This window comes from Acetivibrio mesophilus, from assembly GCF_004102745.1.
GTDB lineage: Bacteria > Bacillota > Clostridia > Acetivibrionales > Acetivibrionaceae > Hungateiclostridium > Hungateiclostridium mesophilum.
Genome location: NZ_RLII01000005.1, coordinates 138,036 through 164,956, shown reverse-complemented (window position 1 = coordinate 164,956; position 26,921 = coordinate 138,036). Strand labels below are relative to the sequence as shown.

26 protein-coding genes are annotated in these 26,921 nt (G+C 38.7%); 5 read left to right on the top strand and 21 right to left on the bottom strand.

The features are described 5' to 3' along the window. Positions 1 to 32: 32 nt before the first annotated feature. The 3 genes from EFD62_RS06620 to EFD62_RS06610 form a co-directional block, all read right to left on the bottom strand. Positions 33 to 599 (bottom strand): hypothetical protein, encoded by a 567-nt coding sequence (locus EFD62_RS06620; RefSeq protein ID WP_069194111.1) that lies wholly within the window; start codon positions 597 to 599, stop codon positions 33 to 35. 223 nt (positions 600 to 822) lie between these two features. Further along, entirely contained in the window at positions 823 to 1,152 is a 330-nt protein-coding gene (gene trxA / locus EFD62_RS06615; RefSeq protein WP_069194112.1) for a thioredoxin, read from the bottom strand. 353 nt (positions 1,153 to 1,505) lie between these two features. Next, complete coding sequence (locus tag EFD62_RS06610) at positions 1,506 to 1,907, bottom strand: putative ABC transporter permease (RefSeq protein ID WP_069194113.1); 402 nt, start codon at positions 1,905 to 1,907, stop codon at positions 1,506 to 1,508. A 232-nt stretch (positions 1,908 to 2,139) separates the two neighbouring features. Between EFD62_RS06610 and EFD62_RS06605 the strand changes: the two genes are divergently transcribed. Continuing rightward, positions 2,140 to 2,673, top strand: a complete 534-nt coding sequence (locus tag EFD62_RS06605; protein WP_069194114.1) for a DUF3267 domain-containing protein — start codon at positions 2,140 to 2,142, stop codon at positions 2,671 to 2,673. A 325-nt stretch (positions 2,674 to 2,998) separates the two neighbouring features. Beyond that, positions 2,999 to 5,566 (top strand): alpha-glucan family phosphorylase, encoded by a 2,568-nt coding sequence (gene glgP / locus EFD62_RS06600; RefSeq protein ID WP_069194115.1) that lies wholly within the window; start codon positions 2,999 to 3,001, stop codon positions 5,564 to 5,566. Positions 5,567 to 5,629: 63 nt separating this feature from the next. On the opposite strand, the gene EFD62_RS06595 is transcribed toward glgP, so the two are convergent. The 7 genes from EFD62_RS06595 to fba form a co-directional block, all read right to left on the bottom strand. After that, positions 5,630 to 6,577: an endonuclease Q family protein gene (locus EFD62_RS06595; RefSeq protein WP_235832584.1), complete on the bottom strand. Its 948-nt coding sequence runs from the start codon at positions 6,575 to 6,577 to the stop codon at positions 5,630 to 5,632. Between the two features lie 300 nt (positions 6,578 to 6,877). After that, the gene (locus EFD62_RS06590) at positions 6,878 to 7,867 is read right to left on the bottom strand and encodes an acyl-CoA dehydratase activase (protein ID WP_069194117.1); all 990 of its coding nucleotides are present in this window, start codon (positions 7,865 to 7,867) and stop codon (positions 6,878 to 6,880) included. After that, positions 7,836 to 8,951: a CoA protein activase gene (locus tag EFD62_RS06585; RefSeq protein WP_069194118.1), complete on the bottom strand. Its 1,116-nt coding sequence runs from the start codon at positions 8,949 to 8,951 to the stop codon at positions 7,836 to 7,838. The genes EFD62_RS06590 and EFD62_RS06585 overlap by 32 nt, the downstream gene beginning before the upstream one ends. Continuing rightward, positions 8,923 to 9,915 (bottom strand): acyl-CoA dehydratase activase-related protein, encoded by a 993-nt coding sequence (locus tag EFD62_RS06580; protein ID WP_128705880.1) that lies wholly within the window; start codon positions 9,913 to 9,915, stop codon positions 8,923 to 8,925. Before EFD62_RS06580 ends, EFD62_RS06585 begins: the two co-directional genes overlap by 29 nt. A 93-nt stretch (positions 9,916 to 10,008) precedes the next feature. After that, complete coding sequence (locus tag EFD62_RS06575) at positions 10,009 to 11,385, bottom strand: peptidylprolyl isomerase (protein ID WP_069194120.1); 1,377 nt, start codon at positions 11,383 to 11,385, stop codon at positions 10,009 to 10,011. A 198-nt stretch (positions 11,386 to 11,583) separates the two neighbouring features. Further along, positions 11,584 to 12,147 (bottom strand): signal peptidase I, encoded by a 564-nt coding sequence (lepB, locus tag EFD62_RS06570; protein WP_069194121.1) that lies wholly within the window; start codon positions 12,145 to 12,147, stop codon positions 11,584 to 11,586. An 85-nt stretch (positions 12,148 to 12,232) separates the two neighbouring features. Next, positions 12,233 to 13,162, bottom strand: coding sequence for a class II fructose-1,6-bisphosphate aldolase (gene fba / locus EFD62_RS06565; RefSeq protein WP_069194122.1), 930 nt, complete (start codon positions 13,160 to 13,162; stop codon positions 12,233 to 12,235). A 244-nt stretch (positions 13,163 to 13,406) separates the two neighbouring features. Between fba and EFD62_RS06560 the strand changes: the two genes are divergently transcribed. After that, on the top strand, positions 13,407 to 14,654 hold the full coding sequence (locus EFD62_RS06560; protein WP_069194123.1) for a 6-phosphofructokinase: 1,248 nt from the start codon (positions 13,407 to 13,409) through the stop codon (positions 14,652 to 14,654). A gap of 54 nt (positions 14,655 to 14,708) precedes the next feature. On the opposite strand, the gene EFD62_RS06555 is transcribed toward EFD62_RS06560, so the two are convergent. Beyond that, entirely contained in the window at positions 14,709 to 15,062 is a 354-nt protein-coding gene (locus EFD62_RS06555) for a hypothetical protein (protein WP_069194124.1), read from the bottom strand. A gap of 521 nt (positions 15,063 to 15,583) precedes the next feature. On the opposite strand from EFD62_RS06555, the gene EFD62_RS06550 reads away from it, so the two are divergent. Then, positions 15,584 to 16,540 carry an L-lactate dehydrogenase gene (locus tag EFD62_RS06550; RefSeq protein WP_069194125.1) on the top strand — a complete coding sequence of 319 codons (957 nt, stop codon included), beginning with the start codon at positions 15,584 to 15,586 and terminating at the stop codon, positions 16,538 to 16,540. Positions 16,541 to 16,594: 54 nt separating this feature from the next. Next, a complete protein-coding gene (locus tag EFD62_RS06545) occupies positions 16,595 to 17,767 on the top strand; it encodes an NAD(P)-dependent malic enzyme (RefSeq protein ID WP_069194126.1) in 1,173 nt (390 codons plus the stop codon). A gap of 49 nt (positions 17,768 to 17,816) precedes the next feature. Here EFD62_RS06545 and EFD62_RS06540 read toward each other — a convergent pair whose 3' ends face one another. From EFD62_RS06540 to EFD62_RS06495, 10 genes are all read right to left on the bottom strand, one after another. Then, the gene (locus EFD62_RS06540) at positions 17,817 to 18,416 is read right to left on the bottom strand and encodes a flavin reductase family protein (RefSeq protein ID WP_069194127.1); all 600 of its coding nucleotides are present in this window, start codon (positions 18,414 to 18,416) and stop codon (positions 17,817 to 17,819) included. 56 nt (positions 18,417 to 18,472) lie between these two features. Beyond that, positions 18,473 to 19,147 (bottom strand): endonuclease III domain-containing protein, encoded by a 675-nt coding sequence (locus EFD62_RS06535; protein WP_235832583.1) that lies wholly within the window; start codon positions 19,145 to 19,147, stop codon positions 18,473 to 18,475. A 106-nt stretch (positions 19,148 to 19,253) separates the two neighbouring features. Beyond that, entirely contained in the window at positions 19,254 to 21,002 is a 1,749-nt protein-coding gene (locus EFD62_RS06530; RefSeq protein WP_069194128.1) for an NADH-dependent [FeFe] hydrogenase, group A6, read from the bottom strand. Positions 21,003 to 21,021: 19 nt separating this feature from the next. Then, positions 21,022 to 22,815 (bottom strand): NADH-quinone oxidoreductase subunit NuoF, encoded by a 1,794-nt coding sequence (gene nuoF, locus EFD62_RS06525; RefSeq protein WP_069194129.1) that lies wholly within the window; start codon positions 22,813 to 22,815, stop codon positions 21,022 to 21,024. 32 nt (positions 22,816 to 22,847) lie between these two features. Then, positions 22,848 to 23,216: a (2Fe-2S) ferredoxin domain-containing protein gene (locus tag EFD62_RS06520; protein ID WP_069194130.1), complete on the bottom strand. Its 369-nt coding sequence runs from the start codon at positions 23,214 to 23,216 to the stop codon at positions 22,848 to 22,850. Further along, positions 23,200 to 23,742, bottom strand: coding sequence for an ATP-binding protein (locus EFD62_RS06515; protein WP_235832587.1), 543 nt, complete (start codon positions 23,740 to 23,742; stop codon positions 23,200 to 23,202). Before EFD62_RS06515 ends, EFD62_RS06520 begins: the two co-directional genes overlap by 17 nt. A 23-nt stretch (positions 23,743 to 23,765) precedes the next feature. Then, a complete protein-coding gene (gene nuoE, locus EFD62_RS06510) occupies positions 23,766 to 24,260 on the bottom strand; it encodes an NADH-quinone oxidoreductase subunit NuoE (protein WP_069194132.1) in 495 nt (164 codons plus the stop codon). A gap of 269 nt (positions 24,261 to 24,529) precedes the next feature. Next, complete coding sequence (locus tag EFD62_RS06505) at positions 24,530 to 25,240, bottom strand: PHP domain-containing protein (RefSeq protein WP_128705879.1); 711 nt, start codon at positions 25,238 to 25,240, stop codon at positions 24,530 to 24,532. Further along, complete coding sequence (locus EFD62_RS06500) at positions 25,237 to 25,566, bottom strand: DRTGG domain-containing protein (protein ID WP_069194134.1); 330 nt, start codon at positions 25,564 to 25,566, stop codon at positions 25,237 to 25,239. Before EFD62_RS06500 ends, EFD62_RS06505 begins: the two co-directional genes overlap by 4 nt. Then, positions 25,556 to 26,911, bottom strand: a complete 1,356-nt coding sequence (locus EFD62_RS06495; RefSeq protein WP_069194135.1) for a [Fe-Fe] hydrogenase large subunit C-terminal domain-containing protein — start codon at positions 26,909 to 26,911, stop codon at positions 25,556 to 25,558. The genes EFD62_RS06500 and EFD62_RS06495 overlap by 11 nt, the downstream gene beginning before the upstream one ends. Between the last annotated feature and the right edge of the window lie 10 nt (positions 26,912 to 26,921).

The following is a 26,921-nucleotide window of genomic DNA, read 5'->3' as shown; positions in this document are numbered from 1 at the left end:
TATACAAGATAGCTTGCAAACTTCTATTAAGTCTAAGTATTGGATTTGCCCACATACTCTTCCATAATTTCCTCAAGAATAACCTCGGATATTTCATCCTCATCTTCCGACTCATCATTTTCTGTATCGTCGGTGCTCATACCTTCAAAATTCTCTATGTTTTCACTAGCAAACTCCGCAACCCTATCAAGGTCAAACTCATATTTCTTTAGAGTCTTCGTAATTTCTTGCTTTAACGCCTTTATTTCCCGCTTCATATCCACCAGTTTTTCTTTTTCCTGTTCAGTCATCTCTGACAGTTTCTTTCTTTCTTCATTTGCCTTTTCCTTAGCTTCCTGCAATATCGTCTCGGCCTTCTCCTGGGCCTTTATAAGAACATCGGCAATTTTTGCCCTATCCCCACTGATTTGCTCAGCCTTTCTTGCGATATCTTCGTATTTAATCCTTAATTCCCTGCATTGGTTTTTTAAAGCGGATATTTCGTTGTCCTTTTCCTTCAGTTTGTCGTCAAATTCTCTTAAAATCTTCTCAATATATGAATTTACATCGGATTGTTTAAACCCAAATAATGCGGTTCCGAACCTTTTTTCTCCTGCCATCTATGGTTCCTCCTAATTACGAATAATAGAAATTTTGATATATAAAATTACACATTACCAATCCTATATATTCAATCTTTTTTCTAAAAATCCTTCTTTATTTAGAAAAAAATTATAGCTGCACAAAGCAAAAACCATACATTTTGAAGTAATGTATGGCTAATTAAAAGTGTATATCCGAAATTACGGATGTTCACCAATAGTTGCAGATGCTTGTCAACAATTATAAATGTTTGTCAATAGCACTTGCCAGTTCTGATTTTGATCTTGCACCTATAAGCTTCTCCACTACTTCTCCGTTTTTAAACACCATTATTGTAGGAATGTTCATGATTCTGAACTTTTCAGTAACCTCGCCTTCGTCATCAACATTAAGCTTAGCCACCTTCGCTTTGCCGTCATATTCCTCAGCAAGCTCATCAATTATTGGTCCCACCGCTCTGCACGGACCACACCAGGGAGCCCAGAAATCAACCATAACCACATTATCCGAGTTTAATACTTCCTGTTCGAAATTATCTTTTGTTAAAATCGTTACTTTTTCTCCTGCCATTATTTTTCCTCCTAAACGTAGTTTTTTCATTATTTCTTGTACATATTCATAAACAACACAATATGTACCTATTCCCACTTTTAGTATCCGACATTGTCAATAGTTTATATCATTTTTGGAGTTTATAAACATGTTATTATATTCTTACCCGCGACGCAAAAAGGCGAAACATTAATCAATAAAATAATAATTTTTTTATAAATAAATTATAGCCATAATATACATATTTCACAATAAGATAATTTAATCTTCAAAATAATATTTTTTCTACTATGTCTCGTGAAACACAAGAAATCCGATACCCAACTTATAAAGGTGCCGGATTTCTTGATACGTTCCATTACTTTTTTTGCTTAGGCAATCTTATAGATATCAAGGGTTTTATGAATGCGCTCGAATATCAGTCCTGCAGCAAACCAAGCAGGAGCATAGTCAATCCTTACGAGATTATCCACCGCAAACGGCCCTGTATAAAACCAAGGGGCCGCTCCAAAGATATTAGTCAACAGAAGACCACTTGCATACTCTATCCCCCAAATAATTACCACCCAGATAAGTCCCCTGATCGGCCACCTCCATTGCTTTATAATATCGTGTATAGGTTCTAGAAAAAGGGCACATCCATATATAAAGAACATCCAGATGCTTGTATAACCCTGCAGCTTTATATCTCCTGTCAAAAGTGAGTGTAATCCGGTCCAGATTATTTCCATGCTCCATCCAGCCAATCCATAAATAAAAAAACGTTTAATCATAGATTTATTTTCTTCACTTTACATTACTTTTATTAATAGAAATTAATTGCTATACATGAAAATCATGATAACCCTCTTTTAATTTTCAGATTTCTATCACACTGTAGAATAATTACATCTTTATTTGCCAATTATATATAGCAAATATCTAGGGTGGGGTTTTAATGTTCGAAATGCCTGATTCACATTTATCCCACCTTTTATTCTCATTATATAGCAAAGGAGCATTAGTTTGACTAAAATAGCAGAATTCAAATTAAACAGATATAATTCTTTATTAATAAACCTTGCAGCCTTATTAATATTTTCAATAGGTTGCGCACTAATCCTGCCCTTGACCGGAAAAGATCAATGGCTAATATATATCGAAACAGCTTTATATAACGGGCAAATATTGGCTCTTCCTGCAACTCTTCTGGGAGTTATTATCCTTCATGAGTTGCTTCACGGTGTGGCATACATTATATTTGGAGCAAAGCTGAAATTCGGTATAAAGCATTTAAACATTTATACAATGGACATATCGGGAGCACTTTACACTACCTCTCAGATGACTGTAATATTGCTGCTTCCGCTTTTTATACTGACAGGTTTGCTTCTAATCTCGGGAATAATCTTTCCCGAATATATTTATTGGATAGTAATTGGAATCCTGTATAACATATCCGGTTCCTTCGGTGACATTTTTATGCTGGGATATATTCTGTTTAGGGGAAAAAGCTGTAAAATCAAGGATGAAGAGTATGGATTTGGTCTATATTCATAAGTATAAAAAAAAAATAGAGAAAATTTTTCAAAAAACTCTACCAAAAATATTTTAATTGTGATATCATATTGAATAAGAATTCAGGTAATCATATCCATATTTAAGCCATTTCACTAAGTGAGATTCGGCTAAAAGCAGGAGGGGATTAGCGTTCCCGTGCTTTTATAGTAAATGTCTTATAGGTATCACATTGAAATTGTTAGTAGTTTAATCAAATAGTAAATTATTTAGTTCATTTATAAAAATTTCTATAAAACAAATATTTATGTTATTTATTATTCAAAAAAGGATAATAATATAACATATAATAAAATGGAGGGTGCCTATGTATCTTTTTGGAAAAATCACTGTAACAGCTGTAATACCTGACGAACTATCTAAACTAAAAGACATTGCGTACAACCTGTGGTGGTCATGGAATTCTGAAGCTATCGACCTTTATAGGGAAATCGACCTTGCTTTGTGGGAAAAACTCGGAAAGAACCCGGTAAGATTTCTCAAGGAAGTAAGCCAGAAGAAGCTTGAAGCCAAGCTAAGCGATCCCGAATATATGCAAAGATATCGGAATGTAGTAAAGGATTACGAAGCATATATGGGCGAAACCGACACATGGTTTTCCAGAAATTTTCCTGACAAAAAAGACCACATGGTAGCTTATTTCTCTGCTGAATATGGATTGAACGAAGTACTCCCTATATATTCGGGAGGATTGGGTGTATTATCAGGAGACCACTGTAAATCAGCAAGTGACTTGGGAATTCCTTTTACAGCAATAGGATTATTCTATAAGGAAGGATATTTCAGCCAGCACATAAACTCAGAAGGATGGCAGGAAACAATATTTACTCCTCTCAACACCTCAAATCTTCCAATAAAACCGGCTTTAAATCACAAGGGAGAAGAGATATTTATTAGCGTTGAGCTACCCGGCAGAGTTGTATATGCAAAGGTTTGGGTAGTTAAGATAGGACGTGTAAATCTATACTTAATGGATACTGATATCGATCAGAACAGTCCCCATGACAGAGGCCTAACTGCAAGACTCTATGGCGGAAACCAGGAGACAAGAATACAGCAGGAGATTTTCCTCGGAATAGGCGGCGCAAGAGTACTTGATGCCTTAGGTATAAATGCTACTGTATATCATATGAACGAAGGACACTCAGCTTTCCTTGGCCTTGAGCTTATCAGAAAGCTAGTACAGAACAATAATATTCCTTTCAATCATGCTAAAGAAGTAGTTTCTTCCTCTGTTATATTTACTACTCATACCCCTGTACCTGCGGGTAATGATGTGTTCCCGTTGGAAATGATTGATAGGTATTTCGGAAATTATTGGCCTTCTTTGGGCATAAACAGGCATGAGTTTTTGGATCTGGGACTAAAAATTGGAGAACATCACAACTTCAACATGACTGTCCTTGCCTTGACACTGTCAGGACAGAAAAACGGAGTAAGTGAGCTTCACGGTGCTGTATCGAGAAACATTTTCAAAAATGTGTGGCCCGGAATACCCGAAGACGAAGTGCCAATCGGACATATTACAAACGGTATTCATACACTTACATGGCTGTCCCCAAGCATTAAGTATCTTTATGACAAATATCTCGATAACGACTGGAAAGAGCGCCTTTATGAAGAGAAAGTATGGGATAAGGTTGATGATATTCCTGATGAAGAGCTTTGGAAAACCCATTGTGTCTTGAAGACGAAAATGATCGGATATATCCGCGAAAAACTTAAAGAGCAAAGAGCGGCAAACGGTGAGTCCATCGAAAGAATTAAAGAGGTTGACACACTACTTGATTCTAATGCCTTGACCATCGGGTTTGCAAGAAGATTTGCGACCTACAAGAGGGCAAATCTTATATTCAGAGACCTCGCTAGAATTCAAAGGTTATTAAATGATCCCGAAAGGCCAATGCAGATAATATTTGCAGGAAAAGCCCATCCGGCAGACGGACCTGCTCATGAAATCATAAAACATATTAATGATATTGCAAAGCAGGAAGGCTTCAATGGCAAAGTTATTCTCGTAGAAAACTACAATATGACCCTTGCCCGCAATATGGTTCAGGGTGTAGACATTTGGCTCAACAACCCCAGAAGACCTCTTGAAGCCAGTGGAACCAGCGGACAAAAGGTATGTATAAACGGTATAATCAACTTCAGCGTACTGGACGGTTGGTGGTGTGAAGGCTACAACGGCAAAAACGGTTGGGCAATAGGAGATGATACCTTCTACGACAACGAGTATCATCAGGATAACGCTGACAGTGAATCAATTTACAATACACTGGAGAAGCAAATTCTGCCTATCTTCTTTGACAGAAACGAAAAAGGCATACCGGAGAAGTGGGTAAGCATAATGAAAGAATCAATAAAGTCCAACACATGCCGATACAGTACCCACAGGATGGTTCAGGACTATACAAATAAGTATTATATTACTTCAATGGACAGATACGATAAGCTAAAAGCAAGTAATTATCAATTTGCCATCAACCTTTCGGAATGGAAGCGGAAAGTTGCACATTTGTGGCCTCAAGTGCAAATAATTGCCGATAAAACTGCAAACCAATTGAAGGAAAGAAACTTTATATCCGGTGAGACCATTCCGATTTATGCCACAGTTATTCTTGGAGGACTTGAGCCTTCAGATGTAAAGGTTCAGGCTTACTACGGAACCATTGGAAACAATAATGCTATTGAAAATCCTGAAATAATTGACATGAACATGACGGAAAAGAACAGTGATGGTACTTATCTCTATTCTGCAAACATCACTTTATATGAAGGCGGAGAGTATGGATATACCTTCAGGGTAATTCCAAATAATCCGGATATTATTAATCCATTTAATTTAGGACTCATAAGGTGGATTGTTCAGTAACAAAAGCTCACATAATTGCATTTGAAAAGGCAGAAAGATTTGCATAAAATCTTTCTGCCTTTATCATACCTCTATTTTTCCGTATATTCCTCCCCCACCGGCCTCAATAGAAAGCTTTCCTTCCCTTGATAGTATAATGTTCCTTGCAATATCCTCTTTTACTACCTTTATCAATTCATCGTAAGTGGCTTGATGCAATACCTTCATTTCACTTCCGAAAAAATTTATAAGCTTGTCTATAGTTTTAGGGCCCACTTTAGGAAGAAACTCCAGCGGAACCTGATAAAAATAAGGAGGTCTATTATCCAATAAGGGCTTTTGCCTGTCTCTTATTATCATCAACCTGTCCTTTACACCCACCACCACACGGTGCTTATCGGAGACGGGACATTTCAATATCGGGGCATCCCCTTTGATTATTGAATCGCAGACCAAGCAATAAGTTCTGTGATATTTTCCAAGCTTCGGATCCAGTCCATAATTAGCCTTAATCCTTCTTCCATCAATTCCTTTAAAAGCTTTTAATATTTCTTCATAGTTAGGATCTTCCATTTCAAATATATTGTATTCTCTACCCATCTTTGACAGCGAATGGGCATCGGAATTACTGATAAACGCCTTGCCATCAAGCTCCCTCAACTGTCCTGCCATCATTGAATCGGCACTAAGCCCCAGCTCTACTGCAGGAATTTTCTCAAAGGATTTATCGTCAAATATCTCCAGAAGGCTGTCACAACAATTCCCATAAAAGCTCTTGTATGGAGTGAAAACATGAGCCGGAATAAACATACCGCCATAAAAGTCAACTATATCTATGAGCTGCTGAGCTTCCAATCTGCACATATAAGAGCAACTATGGATATTTTTTATGTGATTTTTCATAGCCCCGGCAAAATCTTTGATTGATTTCAATGAGGGAAAAAAGCAAAGCGAATGGGAGCTTCCGCCCTTTTTTTCATGTGTCTCAAGCTCAGCTCCCAATATCAATATCTGTCCTTTTTTATACTCCATTCCTCCGCCCTGTTTCTCTATGAGATCTCCTCTTTCTATAAGCTCTTCAATATCCTCAATAACATAAGGAGATAAGCAGTCAACCGCACCGATAACATCAATCCCCTTTCTAGTGTAGGATTCATATGCTATATTTTCAAAAGTAAGATTATCTGCAGTGGCTTTTTTTATCTCTTTTCCTTTTGAAGACCTTCCAATATGAACATGAAGATCTACGAAATATTCTTCATAGTATCCCCCTCTTTTACTTAAACCCTACCTTCAATACTAAATGAAAATCCTTTAATTTTCAACCGATTATCAACTGACACTCTGATTCTCTCTTTTTACAGCAGACCATTTTCCGCACCGATCACCCCAACATGCCACAACTACATCATTTGATGCTATTTCAATTACTTCACACATATTGGAACAACCATTGCATTCTATACTCTTGGCTTTAAAATCGTTCTGGGTATTCTCAAATCCAAAGAAGTTGGTGTTTTTGCCGTTTTTTATTACTTCTTCCTTAGCTATAAGCGCAGCTCCGTATGCTCCCATTACGTCATAGTATTGGGGTATTATTATCTTTTTGCCTATTGCCCTTTCGAAGGCAGCTACAATTCCAACATTTGCTGCAACTCCCCCCTGAAATACTATAGGCTCTTCAATGTCCTTTCCTTTTGCCAAGTTGTTCAGATAATTTCTAACCAGAGCTTCACAAAGGCCGTTAATAATATCTTCAATGCTGTGTCCGGTCTGCTGTTTGTGTATCATATCGGATTCCGCAAACACTGCACACCGGCCTGCTATCCTTACAGGTGCCGTAGACCTTAATGCAAACGAGCCGAAATCTTCAATCGGTATTTCGAGCCTGGCGGCTTGCCTATCAAGGAAAGAACCGGTTCCTGCAGCACAGACAGTATTCATGGCAAAATCATAAATTATACCGTTTTTGAGAATGATTATTTTTGAGTCCTGTCCTCCTATTTCCAGTATGGTCCTTACCTCAGGCACAAGCTTTTGTGACGCAATAGCGTGGGTTGTAATCTCGTTCTTAACAATATCAGAGCCTATAATTACACTAGCAAGCTGCCTGCCGCTTCCTGTAGTCCCCACTCCCTCTATCTTTATATCCTTGCCAAGCCTTTGGTACAGCGTCTTCATGCCGTTTCTTAGCGCATTGATAGGCTGTCCGCTTGTTCTTAAATAAAGCTTATCAACTATCTCATCCTTTTCATTAATAACCACAAGATTTGTGCTGACCGAGCCAACATCAATCCCCAAATAATGCGAGGTTTTCAACAACTTCCACCCTCTCCCTTCTTTTATTAAGTAAGTCTACAAAGGCCTCTATTCTGGTCATATATCCTGCTTCCCCCGTCATTTCATCAATAATCAGGGTAAGAATGGGTATATTATAATCTCTTTCTACAGCAGGAAGTATGCTTTCTGCCACAATCTCCGGCATACAGGTCAGTGGATAGATTTGTATTATCCCATCAAAACCGCTTTGGGCATAAAGTATTGTGTTTCCTATGGTTTCCTGGGCATGTCCCCCTATCATGGTACCAAGATAAGGTTTTGCAGCCTCAGCATATCTTTTGTCTTTTGCAAAAGGAACAACTGCTTTGAGCATATGTTCAATTATCCAACCACTGATGGTGTTTTCCCTGTATACTTCCACCCCCATATTGCCCAATATCGAATCAATATTAAAACTGCTATAAGAGTCTATAGTTGTATAAATTTCTCCGACAATACCAATTCTCATCGGTTTGAAATCCTTGTCTATTTCCAATTTTAATAACTGATTCTTGGTATCCTCTACAAGCTTTAGAATCTCTTGAGAGCCTTTTACATCAACCACTTTTTTTCTAAAGCTTTCATAGATTCTATCAGTACTTCCCCTTCTAATCTCCCTCGGCCGAATTTTAAATGCCAGTCGTTCCAGTTCATCCACCCTTTTAGCTACAAGGGTTGTATTTTTTATCACTTTCAAAATCCTGTATATATTTAAGCTGCCGGCAAGCTTTTTGATTTTGCCGACAAATTTCATAATATCCCCGTCCGGGGCTTCCAGAACTATTACATCCATGTCATATCCATTGTCTTGAAGTATTTCCCTGCTCATCTCACAGTAATAGCCAAACCTGCACGGTCCCCGGCCACCAGCTGTCAGAATTGTATTCGCTCCTTTTTCATAGGCCTCAACAAAATTTCCAAGATTAATCTTAAGGGGCAAGCATGCCATTTCAGGAGCATACTTTGTTCCTATTTCCAGTGAGCGTTTGCTGCTTAAGGGCGGAATAACATACTCTGCTCCGATATCGTCTAAAAGTGCTTTGACCGCAATATATGTATTACCCATGTGCGGAAATGTTATTATCATTCCTATACCTCCATCTGATCATATCAATAAATGCGTCAAGTCTTGTATCCATACCTGCCTGGCCGGAGTGTTCATCCAATGTCAAAATGATAAAGGGAATATCTTTTGTTCTTCTTATCCTCCTTTCTATCAAATCACAGATAAAAGAATCCACTCCGCATCCAAAACTCATTAAGTATATTATACCGTCAATATCCTCCCTTTCGAGAAAGTGCATCGAGCCTCCAATTGCCCTGCTGCCAAAATTCCAGAATATGCGCTTAGGAAGCACACTGACGTTTTTTCTTATAACTTCTTCCTCAACCATATCTATGGTTATTATTTTCGTGCCCTTTTTTCTTAGCTTATCTATCATATCCATATTGATATAGTTGTCGTATAGGTTGTAGCCATGACCTATTACCGCAATGTTAAGCTCAGGCTCACTGCTTTTTCTAATTACATTGAGCTTTCTGTCTAAAATATCAGAAGGAAGCACGCCCTGTTTTATTTTCTCATCAAATTCTCTGTAGCTCTCCAAAGCCTTCTTATATGCATTCTTTATTTTTCTTTGATCCTTTGTCAAAAAGCCACCTATTTCCATTATGGCTTTCATGGCATTCTTGCCGGATTTTCTGAGATTAATCTCTGTATCAATTAAAGGTGGTAGGTCCTTTATGGTGTTTCTTATCATATCAGGCAATCCACCGAATTTGGGGCATACGTACTCTTTTTTTGATATGCTTGTAAATCTGGGTATGAACAAATAATCAACTCTATCCTTGATATTCATTACATGACCATAAAAGATTTTTACAGGCAAACAGGCTTCAGCAACGCATGACTTTGTACCTTCATCCAAGGTTTTACTTGTGGTATAATCCGACAATACTACTTCCGTATTAAGCTCCTCAAAGAAAGTTTTCCAGAGGGGATAATACTGATAATAAAATAAAGCTCTGGGTATTCCGACTTTTACGTCCATTTACAACACCTCAGAGCTTATTATTTACTTTCAAGATACCGATTATTCAAAATTAAGAAATCTTCAACCAACAGAAGAATAGCAGTTCTATGTTTATCTTTTCAGTTTCTCGGTTATTTTCTGTGCCTCTTCGTTAAGGCCATGATTTATATACATTTTTTGAATCAAATCCAGATAATATGTATTGTCTCCTACCTTATCTTCTGCCTCTTTCAACAACCCTTTGGCCTTATCCTTGTCACCGCCGTTAAATTCTCCCTCGGCCTGATATAAATAATATTCGATATTAGAAGGATTTTCGTTAATTGCCAATTGGCCTATCTCAATCAATTTGGTCCAATTTTCGGCAAGTCTATATGCCTCACAGGCCCGTTCAATATAGTAGACATCTTTTTCAGCCATGTAAAGTTCTTCGTAGCTTTTTCCCGCCTCACCATACTGCTCTTCTCTGAAAAGTCTAAATGCTTTCATTGCTGGGTCTGTTATCTCAATATCATAGTTTTGCTTGTACTCTTCAAACCACTCTGCATACATATCCGAGTCCACAAACTTTTCCACTGTAAGAAGTTCTGCATATTCATCCCTTGTCCTGGAAAAATCCGTAGCTTTGTCTACAAATACAATTTCATATCCTCGGGCAACCTCTATAGGCTCCAGCAATTGTCCCGCCTCTGCAGCAAAAACTGCATTGTCAAAGATAGCCTCATGAAAACCTGCTCTAAGTTCCTTTATCACTCCACCGGATTCTCGCGTATCCTCATCATCGGAATATTGCTTTGCCAAGGTCTCAAAATCCTCATTATTCTTGAGCCTGCTATAAATCTCTTCGGCTAAATTCTTAGCCTCCTCCTGGGTTCTATCCTTACTGGAAATAAATATATGTTTTATGTCCACCTTTTTGTTTTGAATTTTATGTTTTTCGTACCCTTCATCAAGTTCTTGCTCGGTCAAAGTCACATTTTTCTCTTTCGCAGCCTTATATATGGCTTTGTGCCTTAAGATATATCCCTTAATACCGACCTTCATATCCTCTTCCGTTGCGTAGCCTTGGGAACTCATAAACGTTCCGAGAGACGAGCCCGAGTATCTTAGCTTAATAAACCTGTTAATATAATCTTCCACTTCACTGTCCGTTGCTGTTACTCCGGATTTGTTATTTACATAGTCTTCAATCAACATTCTTTCGATTACCTGATCCAGGAGCATATCATTACGTTCATGTTCATTCATTCGCAAAACTTCTGCGTTCCTTTTCCACTTTTCGTAAAATTTATTACTTTCTTCCTTCATAATATCACTGCTTACATAGGAACCGTTAATTTTAAGAACTTCAAAACTAGAGTCCTTTTTTGGTTCTTGAGGCTTGTCCCTTCCTGAAAAAAAATTATCCCCCCATACCAAAGCGATAATTATTACGACAAACAAAACAGCTATACCGGCTATAACAGCTATTTTCCTTTTTCCTGTCATACTGAATAACCCCCACATACAGTTTTAATAATATATGATCCGATTACGAGGCTTGTTGGCGAAAATGCATAAATCCATTATAATGCCCTAATTCAATATTATCACACTTTTAACCTATAGTTCAATGTTATTCGGAAAACACTCTACAATAAGCAAAAGCTCAGAATCCTCGCATCTGAGCTTTTTAACACATTTATCCTACCACAAAACCTTTAGCCCGGGAAAATACTTAAAAAGAGCCTTTCCAAGGATTTTCTCCTTTTTTACAAACTTATTTTGCCAATATCTAGAATCTGTCGAGTTGTTCCTATTGTCCCCCAACATAAAATAACTGCCTTCCGGGACCGTATAGGGGCCAAAATCCCCCACTGTATTTTCCTTAAGATAGGATTCTGCAAGAAGCTCGCCATCAATATATACCTTTCCGGCCTTTATTTCCACTGTTTCATTCGGAAGCCCGATAACCCTCTTTACATAAAGCATCTCTTCATTATCCGGATACTTGAACACTACAATATCTCCTCTTTCAGGATCAGTTAAATAATAATGAATTCTGCTTGCAATAAGTCTGTCATGAGGCATAATCGTATTTTCCATAGATCCGGTAGGCACATATGCGTTCACAATTACGTATTTTGTAAGTAAAAAGGCTACTACCAAGGCCCCTAGAAAATACAAAGCCCAGCTAACGATTTCTTTAAAAATCTCCTGACTCTTATTTCTATTTTCAGTAGATTCAAGGTTATCCATATTTGTATCCATGCCTTTCTCTTCTCCAATGCTTTTTAGTAAACATAAAAGGTGAAGGCCATTAATCGACCTCCACCATAATAACATTTTTCAAATATTAAGCTTTTCCATCGCATCCAAGAACGTTTACAATTTTATGCTTAACAATCTCTTTAATTGCAGTTCTTGCTGGACCTAAGTATTGTCTTGGGTCAAAGTGTGATGGATTCTCAGCAAAATACTTCCTGATTGTTCCTGTAAGAGCAAGTCTTAAGTCTGAGTCTATGTTTATCTTACAAACAGCCATAGAAGCAGCCTTTCTCAGCATGTCTTCCGGCACACCCTTTGCTCCGGGCATTTGGCCACCAAACTTGTTAATCATTTCAACATACTCAGGCATAACTGAGGAAGCACCGTGCAATACAATCGGGAATCCTGGAAGTCTTCTTTCGATCTCTTCCAATATATCAAATCTTAATTTTGCCTCTCCTTTGAATTTGAAAGCTCCATGGCTTGTTCCTATAGCTATTGCCAAGGAATCAACACCTGTCCTCTGCACGAACTCTTCAACCTGATCAGGATCAGTAAATGCAGCATCAGCGTCAGATACATTTACATCATCCTCTATACCTGCAAGTCTTCCCAACTCTCCTTCAACAACAACACCCTTTGAATGAGCGTAATCAACAACCTGCTTAGTAAGCTTTATATTCTCTTCAAACGGATGGTGAGATCCGTCAATCATAACAGATGTAAATCCGCCATCAATACATGATTTGCAAAGCTCGAAAGTATCACCATGGTCAAGGTGTACACAGATAGGAAGTCCAGTTTCCTCAATAGCAGCTTCAATAAGTTTCATCAGGTATGTATGATTTGCATACTTTCTTGCACCTGCGGAAACCTGAAGAATCAATGGAGCATTAACTTCCTTTGCTGCCTCGGTAATACCCTGAATAATTTCCATATTGTTAACATTGAATGCACCTATAGCATATTTGCCTTCATAGGCCTTTTTAAACATTTCGGTACTAGTAACTAATGGCATATTTTCAACTCCTTATATTAAATATAGTGTATTAGTTATTATAGCCACTCTTGTTAAGTTTTTATCATATTTATTTTACCAGATTGAAATCGAAAATCAAGGATAAAATAAAAATTAATTGATATTTTTGGTTCAAGTAGAATTGCATTTCAAAATTAATTATGTTATATTTTTATTTAGTTGTGTTTAAATTAACAATATAAAACAGCACATTCATTTTACATATTTATAAGGAGGTTTTAGTATGAGCCGTTTAGAAGGTGCATGCATATTCGGACAGTCAGGCGGTCCAACATCAGTTATCAATGCAAGTGCGGCAGGTGTTATCGAAGAAGCTTTAAAGCAGGAATGCATTACAGCTGTTTACGGAGCCGCTCATGGAATTAAGGGTATTTTGGAAGAAAACTTCTTTGATATGAGCAAAGAAGATAAATATGAATTGGAGCTTTTAAGGACTACCCCTTCCTCTGCGCTAGGTTCCGTAAGATACAAACTTAAAAATGCAGATGAAGATGAAACAGATTACAAGAGACTTTTAGAAGTATTTAAGAAGTACAATATCAGATATTTCTTCTATAATGGTGGAAATGACTCAATGGATACCTGCAACAAGGTAAGCAAATACATGCAGAAGGTTGGCTACGAGTGTAGAGTTATGGGTGTTCCGAAGACAATAGACAATGACCTCTGGGGAACAGACCACTGCCCTGGCTACGGAAGTGCTGCAAAGTACATTGCTACATCTACTATGGAAGTTTATCACGATGCAAGAGTATATGATACTGGAATGATAACAATCCTCGAAGTTATGGGAAGAAATGCAGGCTGGTTGACTGCTGCGGCAGCTTTAGCTTCATATAAGGGAAATGGTCCTGATTTAATATATCTTCCTGAGCTTCCTTTTGATATGGACAAATTCATTGAAGATACAACAAGAATCTACAAACAGAATGGAAAGGTTATTGTAGCTGTATCGGAAGGTATCAAAGACAAGGATGGAAAATATATTTCCGAATACGGTTCAGACCTTGCAAAATCAAAAGACTCATTCGGACATGCACAATTAGGTGGCCTTGCTTCCACACTGGCGAACATTGTTAAGGAAAAGACTGGCGCTAAGGTTCGTGGCATAGAGTTCAGCCTTCTTCAAAGATGTGCTGCTCACGTTGGTTCCCTTACCGATGTGAACGAAGCTTACCTTGCAGGACAGTCAGCTGTAAAATATGCTGTTGAAGGAAAAACAGACTACATGGTTGCCTTTGAAAGAGCAGAAGGTCCGGAATACAAGTGCAATATCAAGCTCATAAATCTTACTGACGTTGCAAATACTGAGAAGAAAATTCCTCTTGAGTGGATAAACGCTGAGGGAAATGGCCTTACACAGGACTATATCAATTATGCCCTTCCGTTAATCCAGGGAGAATCAAAACCTCCAATCGAGGATGGTCTTCCAAGGTTTGCAAAACTCAAAAAGGTTCTTGCAAAGAAATAATTATCTTAGCGGTACGAAAAATCACAGAAATCATACGACCGTCTGGGCAGAGACTCAGGCGGTCTTGTTTTTACTGCTGTATTTTTCATTAATTCTGCTATAAAGCTCATATAATCTTTGAACTCCATTCTCCAGTTTATAATAATGAGCAATATAAGGTATCAAAAGAACTAAAAAAAGAAAGGCAACAACTAATATTTCAAGCTTTTCCGAAATGGCCGCCGCAAGAACAGACATAAGAAAGAACAACCCAAAGAACAGTGTTACCAACAAATGTATCTGGCGCTCATGCTGCAAAAATTCAATGTGCGACTTATAATAGTTGGCTAAATCCTCCCAGTTAGAACTGTCATTGCCAGAAAGAGCCTCCTTCATCAATTCCTCCACTCTTTTCAAGTATTTAACCATATGGAACACCTCCTGAAATAGAATAGAAATGCCAGTATTAGAAACATCACAATTTTCTTATATATTATTTATTATATATAGTTTGTGAAAAAAAGTCTAATACGGTCTACTAAGGAAATTGCCCATGTTGATGGCAGTTTTCAAAAAAAACATATAAATGCATGAAATATCGCGAAATCTTGCATCCCACGGAGAAAACAGTCATAATTTCTTGATAACTTGAAAATTTGATTTTATAAAGTAATGCATTTCCCTTTTTCAGTTATGGACGGCGATATAAAATAATGTTAAAATGTTATCAATGTGTTTAATAAGACAATTTAAAATGGGGGAAAATTTGTTACATAGATTCGACACTTACAATTTTATACGTCTTAGATTGCAAATTTTCATTATCTCATTGAACACATATATATGATCGATGCTAATTTTTGTGGACTTACTCCACAGTTAAAATTTAAATAAGCTCAAATCAACAAACGAACTAATTCGTTATATATTGGGCAATTGAAAGGAATGGTATGCAAATGGTAAAAAGTAAATCTAAGGTTGCAATTATTGGTACTGGTTTTGTGGGTGCGTCCGCAGCCTTCACAATGGCTTTGCAGCAGACTGCAAATGAACTGGTTTTGATTGATGTCTTCAAGGAAAAATCTATAGGTGAAGCTATGGATATAAACCACGGTCTTCCATTTATGGGACAAATGTCTTTATATGCCGGTGACTATTCCGACATCAAAGACTGTGATGTTATAGTAGTTACAGCTGGAGCCAACAGAAAGCCCGGTGAAACCCGTCTTGATCTTGCAAAGAAAAACGTTTTAATTGCTAAAGAATTGACTCAAAACATTATGAAGCATTACAACCATGGTGTAATACTTGTAGTATCCAACCCTGTTGATATTATTACTTATATGGTTCAAAAGTGGTCTGGCCTTCCTGTCGGCAAAGTTATAAGCTCGGGTACTGTACTTGACAGTATTAGATTTAGATACTTGTTAAGTGAAAAATTAAATGTTGATGCTAAAAACGTACATGGTTATATTATCGGTGAACATGGTGATTCACAGCTTCCTTTGTGGAGTGGTACACATATTGCCGGTAAAAACATCAACGAATATTTTAATGATCCAAAGAGCAATTTAAGAGAAGAAGATAAGGCAATAATCGCTGAAGGTGTTAAAACAGCCGGTGCAACTATTATTAAGAACAAAGGTGCAACATACTATGGTATCGCAGTTGCAGTTAATACAATAGTTGAAACGCTTCTTAAGAATCAGAATACAATAAGAACTGTGGGAACTGTTATAAACGGTATGTATGGAATAGATGATGTTGTAATTAGCCTTCCATCTATCGTTAATTCCGAGGGTGTCCAGGAGGTTCTCCAATTAAACCTGACTCCTGAAGAAGAAGATGCTTTAAGATTTTCAGCGAACCAGGTTAAGAGTGTATTGAACGAAGTAAAAAATCTGTAATTGTGAATGAATATCCGTAGATATTTAATAAATATAATTTGGAGGTAGAATTAAATGGACTACAGAAAGGAATCATTAAGACTTCACGGCGAATGGAAGGGCAAAATTGAAGTTATAAACAAAGTACCTGTTGGAAGCAAAGAGGATTTGTCCCTTGCTTATACACCAGGTGTAGCAGAACCATGTCTTGCAATTCAAAAGGATGTTAATCTTTCTTATGAATATACAAGACGTTGGAACCTTGTAGCAGTAGTTACTGACGGAACAGCAGTTTTGGGTCTCGGAGACATAGGTCCTGAGGCTGGAATGCCTGTAATGGAAGGTAAATGCGTACTCTTCAAGAAGTTTGGTGATGTTGACGCATTCCCACTTTGCATAAGATCAAAGGATGTAGACGAAATTGTAAACACAGTTAAGCTTCTTGCTGGAAGCTTTGGTGGTGTAAACCTTGAAGATATATCTGCTCCAAGATGCTTCGAAATCGAAAGAAGACTTAAGGCAGAATGTGATATTCCGATCTTCCATGATGACCAGCATGGTACAGCTGTTGTTTCGGTTGCAGCAATGCTCAATGCATTAAAGATTGTTAATAAAGACATCAAAGATATAGAAGTTGTTGTAAATGGTTCCGGTGCTGCCGGCATAGCTGTTACAAGACTTCTTATGAGTATGGGTCTTAAAAATGTTATCCTCTGCGATACCAAAGGTGCAATTTATGAAGGCAGAGATAACTTGAACGGCGAAAAGGCTCTTATGGCAAAAATCTCAAATCTCCAGAAGAAAAAGGGAACTCTTGAAGATGTAATCAAAGGTGCTGACGTATTCCTTGGTCTCTCTGTTCCTGGAACAGTTACAAAGGAAATGGTAAAATCCATGGCAAAGGATCCGATTATATTCGCAATGTCAAATCCTACACCGGAAATAATGCCGGATGAAGCAAGAGAAGCAGGAGCAAAGGTAATAGGTACCGGAAGATCCGACTTCCCGAACCAGATAAACAATGTTCTTGCCTTCCCGGGAATATTCAGAGGTGCTCTTGATGTAAGAGCAAGCGATATCAATGACGAGATGAAGATAGCAGCTGCAAAAGCAATAGCTTCCTTAGTCAGTGATGAAGAGCTCAATCCTGATTTCATTCTTCCGCTTCCATTTGATCCAAGAGTCGGAAGCACAGTAGCTGCAGCAGTTGCTGAAGCTGCAAGAAAGACTGGAGTAGCAAGAATCTAATATTTATAGAGAGCTTAAATATTTTAAAGGCAGATAAGGATTTAAATCCCTACCTGCCTTTTTTATTTGTGCTCCTTCTTAAAACTTTTCTTTTGGTTATCGAATATCCAAAATACCCTAAGGATTTTTCCAAAGACCAGTATTCACCATGAGAATAGCATATAAGATCTGCCTTCTCCATACATAGTTTTCCCTTTTTATCAACAATAGCCTCATCCACATTTATAGCTTCAACCTGTGCAATAAACATATCGTGAGATCCCAATTCAATTATATCCTTCACTGTGCATTCAATATTCAAAGGGCTCTCCTTTATCATTGGTACATCCACTACCGACGCCTTTTCCGGAGTAAGCTTCATAGCTTCAAACTTATCAACGTCCCTGCCGGACTTTACACCGCAAAAGTCAGCGGCAAAGGCCAGTTTTCTGGTTGTAAGATTTATAACAAATTGCTTCTTTTCTTTTATTAAATTATATGAATACCGCTCTTTCCTTATGGATATTGAAACCATAGGAGGTTTCGAATTAATTGTTCCAGCCCAGGCGATGGTAATTATATTGGGCTTTCCTTCCCTATCGGAACAGCTTACCATAACAGCCGGAACCGGATTTAGTATAGTTGATGGTTTCCACTGTTGCTTTGCCATTATTCTACCTCTTTAATGCAATTTTATCTTTTATTCTAGGAACAAGTTCACTATTTTTAATAATCAAGACCGCATTTCCTACATACGCTTTCCAAGGGACATCCCGCACAATCCGGTTTTTTTCCATTGCAGTACTTCCCTCCTACTGCGTCTATCTGGGCATGAAAATCATTAAACAGCTTTGTATCATGCTCCAGATTCTCCATAAAGAACTTCTGCATTTCCCCGTAGGTTATGTCCTCATTAAAATAGCCCAGTCTACTGAAAATCCTTCTGGTATACGCATCCACCACAAATATAGGCTTTTCGGCAGCGTATAGAATAATACTGTCAGCTGTTTCTTCACCTATACCATATAATGAAAGCAACTCTTTTCTGAGCCCATAGATATCTCTGCCAAGGAAGCTGTCCAAATCGGCATTGTATTTTTCCTCGACAAAGCTGCAGAACTCTTTTAGTTTTCTTGCTTTCTGTTTATAAAACCTTGTGGACCTTATAAGTTCCTCCAGTTTTTCAGTTTCTACATTGCAGATACCTTCTATACTGAGTAAATTCTCCCTTTCGAGATTTTGTATTGCAATCTCAACATTCTTCCATGAAACAAATTGAGTCAATATCGCTCCAATTATAACCTCAAACTTGGTATCAGCCGGCCACCAGTTTCTAGATCCGTTTCTTTCAAACATAAGATCATATATTTCTTTGAGTTTCTTGTTTATTCCTATGTCCAAACTGATTTCCTCCAGAAAAATTATTAAGTGACACCCCTTCCTATAAAACATTTTACAAAAGGGTCAGGCTTTATATACCTGACCCCCGTTATAACACTTATTTAACTTATTCTTCAGGGTAGTTTTCCCTCTTCGTATAATGAGTATGCAAGAGCTCATGAGCCTTGTGGCCTCCAGGCTCTCCAAAGTATTCATCATACAGCATCTTTATCTTTGGATTCTCATGGGATTTTCTTATAGGCATTGCCTTATCTTCTTCGTAAATTGCCTTTGCCCTTTCACTTCTCAAATCTGTCCAGCTTCTTATCTGAGATGGCTGTATAGGCTGTCCTCCGCCGTTTACACAACCACCTGGGCATGCCATTATCTCAATAAAATGATAATCTGCATCTCCAGCCTTTATTTTGTCAAGAAGCTTTTTGGCATTGCCTAAGCCGTGAGCAACAGCAGCCTTAAGAGTAAGTCCTCCCACTTCTATAGTTGCCTCTTTTATGCCCTCAAGACCCCTTACATCGTTATACTCAATATTGTCTGCAGACTTCCCGCTCAATACTTCGCTAACAGTCCTGATAGCCGCTTCCATAACTCCTCCGGTTGCTCCAAAGATAACACCGGCTCCAGATGCCTCACCCATCGGATCATCAAACTGTTTTTCCGGAAGTGCATTAAAGTCAATACCAGCTTCCTTTATCATTCTTGCCAGCTCCCTTGTTGTAAGAACAACATCCACATCGGCATAGCCTGTTGAAGAGAGCTCCGGTCTTTGAGCTTCAAACTTCTTCGCTGTACAAGGCATTATGGATACAACAAATACCTTTGAAGGATCAATTCCATTTTTCTGTGCATAATAGGATTTCAAAACTGCACCAAACATTTCATGAGGTGATTTACAACTGGATAGATTATCCAAAAACTCAGGATAATTATGCTCACAGAACTTTATCCATCCGGGGCTGCAGGATGTTATCAAAGGCAACTTGCCGCCGTTTTTAATCCTGTTTATAAGCTCAGTACCTTCTTCCATTATTGTCAGGTCAGCAGCCGTATCGGTATCAAATACCTTGTCAAAGCCCAGTCGACTTAATGCTGATACCATCTTTCCAGTCACTCTTGAGCCAATAGGCATTCCAAATTCTTCTCCCAATGCAACTCTAACTGCAGGAGCTGTCTGAACCAATACATGAAGCTCCGGATTTGCAAGAGCATCCCAAACCTTATCGATATCTTCCTTTTCCCTCAATGCTCCCACAGGACATACATTAATACACTGTCCACAGTTTACGCAGGGTACTTCATTGAGAGGCTTATTAAAGGCCGTCGATACAGTGGTACGAAATCCTCTCTCGGTAACATCAATAGCTCCTACACTCTGAATACTCTTACACATGCTGACACAGCGTCTGCACAAAACGCACTTGTTTGGATCTCTTACGATAGAAGGAGAAAAATCATCTACAGGCAAATCACTCATTTCACCTTCAAATCTGATATCCTTTATATTCAAATCCTTAGCTAGTTTCTGCAGTTCACAGTTTTCACTTCTTACACAGGTCAAACATTTCTTCTCATGGTTTGACAGTATAAGCTCCAAGGTCACCTTCCTGGCTTCCCTTACCGCAGGTGTCTGCGTGTATATTTCAAGTCCTTCGGCTACAGGATATACACAGGCTGCCTGAAGGCTTCTGGCACCTTTTATTTCTACAACGCACATACGACAGGCACCTACTTCATTTATATCTTTGAGGAAGCAAAGTGTAGGTATGTCTATATTAGCCTGTCTTGCAGCTTCCAGCACGGTATAATTGGCCGGTACCTGTACCTTGCAGTTATCTATAGTAATATTTACCATTTGCATGTCTTAACCTCTCCTTCCTTTAGGCTTTCTTAGATATGACCTTGAATGGACATTTTTCCACACAAACGCCACACTTAATACATTTGTTTTGATCTATAACATACGGAACCTTCTTTTCACCGCTTATTGCTCCAACAGGGCACTGCTTTGCACATATTCCGCAGCATTTACACTTTTCTGCATCTATTTCAAAGTGCATCAATGACTTACATACTCCTGCACTACACTTCTTATCCCTTACATGTTCAATATATTCGTCCTTGAAGTACCTTAATGTGCTGAGAACAGGATTTGGAGCTGTCTGGCCTAATCCGCACAAAGCTGATGCCTTTATATTCTTTGCCAGTGTCTCCAGCTTTTCAATATCTCCCTCTTCACCTTTACCTTCAGTAATTCTTTCAAGAATTTCATACATTCTCTTTGTTCCTATACGGCATGGCGGACACTTTCCGCATGACTCGTCAACAGTAAACTCGAGGAAGAACTTTGCAATATCAACCATACAGGTATCTTCGTCCATAACAATAAGTCCACCTGAACCCATCATTGAACCCAATTGGATTAATGAGTCATAATCAATCGGTGTGTCAATATGGCTTGCAGGAATACATCCTCCGGAAGGACCTCCGGTCTGTGCAGCTTTAAATTTCTTACCGTTTGGTATTCCTCCTCCAATATCATAGATAACCTCTCTTAAGGTTGTACCCATAGGAATTTCAACCAAACCTGTATTATTGATTTTACCTCCTACAGCAAATACCTTAGTACCTTTACTCTTTTCAGTACCAATGCTTGTAAACCATTCTGCACCATTTAGAATAATCTGAGGGATGTTTGCATAGGTCTCAACATTATTCAATATGGTCGGCTTTTGCCATAAACCTTTTACTGCAGGGAATGGCGGCCTTGGTCTTGGTTCTCCTCTATGTCCTTCTATAGATGTCATAAGAGCAGTTTCCTCACCGCATACAAAAGCTCCGGCACCAAGCCTTATCTCAAGATCAAAATTAAAGTCTGTTCCAAATATGTTATTACCAAGTATTCCATACTCTTTTGCCTGCTGTATGGCAATACTAAGCCTCTTAACAGCAATCGGATATTCGGCTCTTATATAAACAAATCCCTGATTTGAGCCTATAGCATAACCTGCAATCGCCATAGCTTCAATTACAGAATGAGGGTCTCCTTCAAGAACACTTCTGTCCATAAATGCACCAGGGTCTCCCTCGTCGGCGTTACAGCATACATATTTCTGGTCTGCCTCCTGCTTCATGGCAAACTCCCACTTAAGTCCTGTTGGGAAACCTCCGCCCCCTCTTCCTCTTAAGCCGGAGCTTTTAATAGTATCAACAACATCCTTTGGAGTCATTTGGGTCAATACTTTACCCAATGCTTTATATCCGTCAAAAGCAATATACTCGTCAATGCTCTCAGGATTTATAACACCACAATTCCTTAACGCAATTCTGTGTTGTTTTGCAAAAAAGTCATTTTGCTCAACTGAAGCATTTTCATCCTTGCCCGTGCCACCGGGAAGAAGTCTTTTTACAATCCTTCCTTTTACAAGATGCTCCTCAACTATTTCTTTTACATCTTCAACTTTGACCATTGTATACATTGAACCTTCAGGATAAACCACTATAATTGGACCTTCCGCACAGAGTCCAAAGCATCCGGTTCTTACAACTTTTACTTCGTTCTGGATTCCACTTTGGGCAATCTGTGCTTCCAACTCACTTATTATTTTGTTGGAGTTTGATGAAGTACAGCCCGTACCCCCACAAACCAGAACATGCGCTCTATATAATTGCATTTATAACCCTCCTTAACAAAAATAAAAAGTAACTATTTATCTGCTTCCCCGATGGTATATTCAGCACAAACCCTTCCATTAACTATGTGCTCGGCAACAACACGAGCAACCTTTTCGGGGGTCATTTTTACATATGTTACCTTGCCGCCGTCCTTGTCAATTATCTCAACAACAGGTTCAAGCTTGCAAATCCCAATACATCCAGTCATTGTAACTGCTACATTGCTTAAATTCCTTTTGCTTAATTCTTCAACAAAGGCATTCATAACCGGTCTTGCCCCGGCAGCGATACCACATGTAGCCATACCTACAACTACTCTCATATCCTGACTATTAGTTCTCAAATTTATTTGATCAAGAGTCTTTTTTCTTATTTCTTCTAATTCAGCTAAGGATTTCATATAATATCCCTCCAAAAATAGTCTTTACACCATCATTTACATATTCACCAATCCACTTTATCACTTCAAACTGAGTTATCGGAACCTCTCCGAGCCTCTTCTTAATATCAGTGGAATTGAAGTTAAACCTCACATTTTTATTGTCAAGAGTAAGATCATATTCAATATCAGGCCATGCAAGAATAATACCTTCCATAGTCTGACCCAAGTCTCCCAACGGAAGTCGGTCTATATGCGATAGCTTAAAATTCGCCTTTACCTCAGTACCAACGAACTTCTTGGAAGTAACCTTAAGTTCACCCGAAGCCCTATTTGCAGAAGCTTCAAAAAGCGGAATTCCCAGTCCGATTCGTCTGGTGTCCCTTGTGGTGGCAAAAGGATTGGCAACATCTTTTAGAAAGTCGCTTTCCATTCCTATCCCGTTGTCCTTTACTGCTATCTCTAAAAGGTCCGACTCTCTGTCAGCACATATTAGAATGCTAATCTTACTTGCCTTGGCAGTTATTGCGTTCTGTATTATATCCATCAAATGTAAAGATAAGTCTCTCATTATTCCTTATACTTTTCAAGTATTCCTTCTATGTCATCTGGTACAAGTCTGCCGTATACATCATCATTAATCGTTATTACCGGGGCCAATCCACAGGCTCCTATACATCTGCATGCCTCCAGAGAGAACTTCCCGTCACTGGTGCATCCTCCTACATCAAGCCCCAGCTTTTCTTTGAACTTTTCCAAAATAGCTCCGGAACCCTTTACATAACATGCAGTACCCATGCAAACCTGGATTTTATATTTTCCTTTTGGATTTAAGGAAAACTGGGTATAGAATGTTACAACACCGTAAACCTCTGCCAAAGGTACATTAAGCCCTTCAGCTATTTTTTTCTGAACCTCCAAGGGCAGATAACCGTACACTTCCTGTGCTTCATGAAGTACAGGAACAAGTGCCCCCTCTGTATTCTTGTATTTCTCGATTATTTCCTGCAGCTTTTGATCTCTAGAGTCTACTCCGCCGCAGCAGCAGCAATTATTTGCGCTCATTTCTTCAATAACCCCCTAACCAGACGTTTGATTTCTTTTCCAAAATGCATGTTAACATTTTAACAATATCGCCTTAATTATATCAGATATTTACACATTATTCAATACATTTTAGTAATACATTTAGATTTTTTATAGCTTCTTAGAAGTTCTAGAAGCTTTTATTTTCAAGGATTCCAGGAAAACTCAAGAGATAAAATTACGATACAGAATTGTATACAGTATTCCCATGAAGGGTCATATATAGTATATGACATATTTACACCTTGTCACTTTCTTAACGTCTCAATAAGGCACTCAATACTCACTTCATCAAGTTCAATGGTGTTTTCTCTCTCCAGTATATCTCCTAATGAATGGGCGTCAGAAGACATGATAAAATTAAATCTGCTAAGATATGAATTATTGTCAAGGTATTTTGATTTGTCACACAGCTTTGAGATTTCCAGATATTTTATTTCAGGATTATCCGGAATTACTCCAAGATTTGAAGTAATACTATAAGAATCGCGGTCTATGTGGGCAGGAATTACAACACCGCCCAACGCCTCAACATGGGCTAATGCATCGTCAACACTAAGGCTTGTTGCAGTCAAAAGAAGTCTATCCACCTGCCTTAAAACATTGTCCTGCTCATCCAAAACAATTTGCTCCCCAAATATTTCCTTCCGGTTTTTGATATCCGGAAGCGCATTATACACTATCTCCTGCATACAAAGAGCTTCATTAATACCGGGAAAAAGGCATAGGAGGTGAACCTCTTCCCTTGTCTCAAGTTCCATACCGGGAACTGCAACAACTCCTCTTTTTTTTGCACACTCAACCACCGCAACACAGTTCTCCGCCGTGTTGTGATCGGTGACTGCAATGATATCAAGCTGCTTGAGGAAGGCCATATTAACAATGTTGTTGGGTGTCATTTCATTATCCGAGCAGGGGGATAATGCAGAATGAATATGCAGGTCTGTATATACTTTCATAGCAATTTTCCTGCTTCATAAGCTATTTGATAGGCAGTTTTAGATGTTCTTAATATTGCAATATCCTCTTCTGAAGCTTTGTTCAAGGTTGCCTCCTCCACTACAATCCCCTCCGGAATAATGATGCACGGTATATCAACCAATAGAGCAACCGCCACAATATTAACATGAGTATGCACAGTAATCCATGCATCTCCTTTGGAGGCATGGGACATTACCCAGCTTAACAGGTCGCAGATATACATACCCATCACATCTTTTTCCAGACCTTTTTGGCCGGTCAATATTTCCATGTTCAATTGCTCTGCAAACTCTCTAACCTTCATCAATATCTCCCCTTTTCTTTGATTTGATCTCGGAAGCTTCATCTCTATCAAGTACGGGAGGCATCTTTTCTTCCAGCTCCATCATCTGAACTGCAAGGTTTCTTACTTTTTCCCTCAGTTTAAAAATACAGTCCGTCTCATTGGCATTGCCCCTTACTATATCTTCGGCAAGGGCCCGACAGCTTGGAGCACCACATGCACCACAATCCAGCCCAGGCAAACCACTGTTTATGTCATGAAGAGTCTCAAGTTTCTTCATCGCCTTGTCAAAATCCTTGTCAAGCTTCATGATAGGCATGTACTCAACCTTTCCCGTCCATACCAAATCATAATGGTAGTTTTCATTTGAAGTCGTTTCAAATTTCTTTTCCTTTGCTTCATCAATAAACTTCTTTATTACTGTCTTGGCAACATACATATTCTCCACGGTAAGAGGCCCTCCAAGACATCCACCCTGACATGCCAGAGCCTCGACAAAATCTATATCTTCCAACTTTTCGTTCTCTATTTCCTCTAAAATTGCAATTACATTGTGAATTCCATCAACTGCAAGGAATTTGTCCGTTCCAAGGGCTGTGCTCTCTCCTCCGGAATTCGCCCATCGCACTCCAACATAACTGGCACTTCCAAGCTTTTCGGCTTTCTCAATTTTTCCCAATGCAGAGAGTATTCTTAAGTAAATATCCACAATTGAAATTGCCCCGTCCACAAAGGATTTTTCCTTATCAAAAGGAGCTTTTATGCTGGTCACCTTTGCAGCACAAGGAGTAATAAAAAATACGCCGATATCTTCCCGGCGAATTTTCTTGTCTCGGGATACTTCATCCTTTGCAATCTTTGCCGCAACCTCCATAGGTGATTTAAGCTTTAATATATTATCGATAAGGTTTGGAAATCTCACCTGTATAAGTCTCACAACAGCAGGACATGCAGAAGATATAAGAGGCCCGGGGAATTTTCTATCCTCAAGCATCTTTATTGTCTCATTAGTAATAATCTCGGCTGCCCTTGCAACTTCAAAAACGTGGTCAAAACCGCACATTTTAAGTGCTGTGAGGATATGGTCTCTTGACTGTGCTGACTTCAGCTGTCCATAGAGAGATGGAGCCGGTATGGCAACCCTGTATTTATAGTCATTTATCATGTCAATAGAGTCGGTAATAGCCTTTTTGGCATGATAAGGGCAAACCCTTATGCACTCTCCACAATCTATGCACCTTTCATTAATGATCCTGGCCTTGCTCTTCCTCACTCTGATTGCTTCTGTGGGGCACCTTTTTATGCAGTTGGTACAACCTTTGCATTTAACCTCATCTAAAGTGACTGAGTGAAAGTACGGACTCATGTTATCCCCC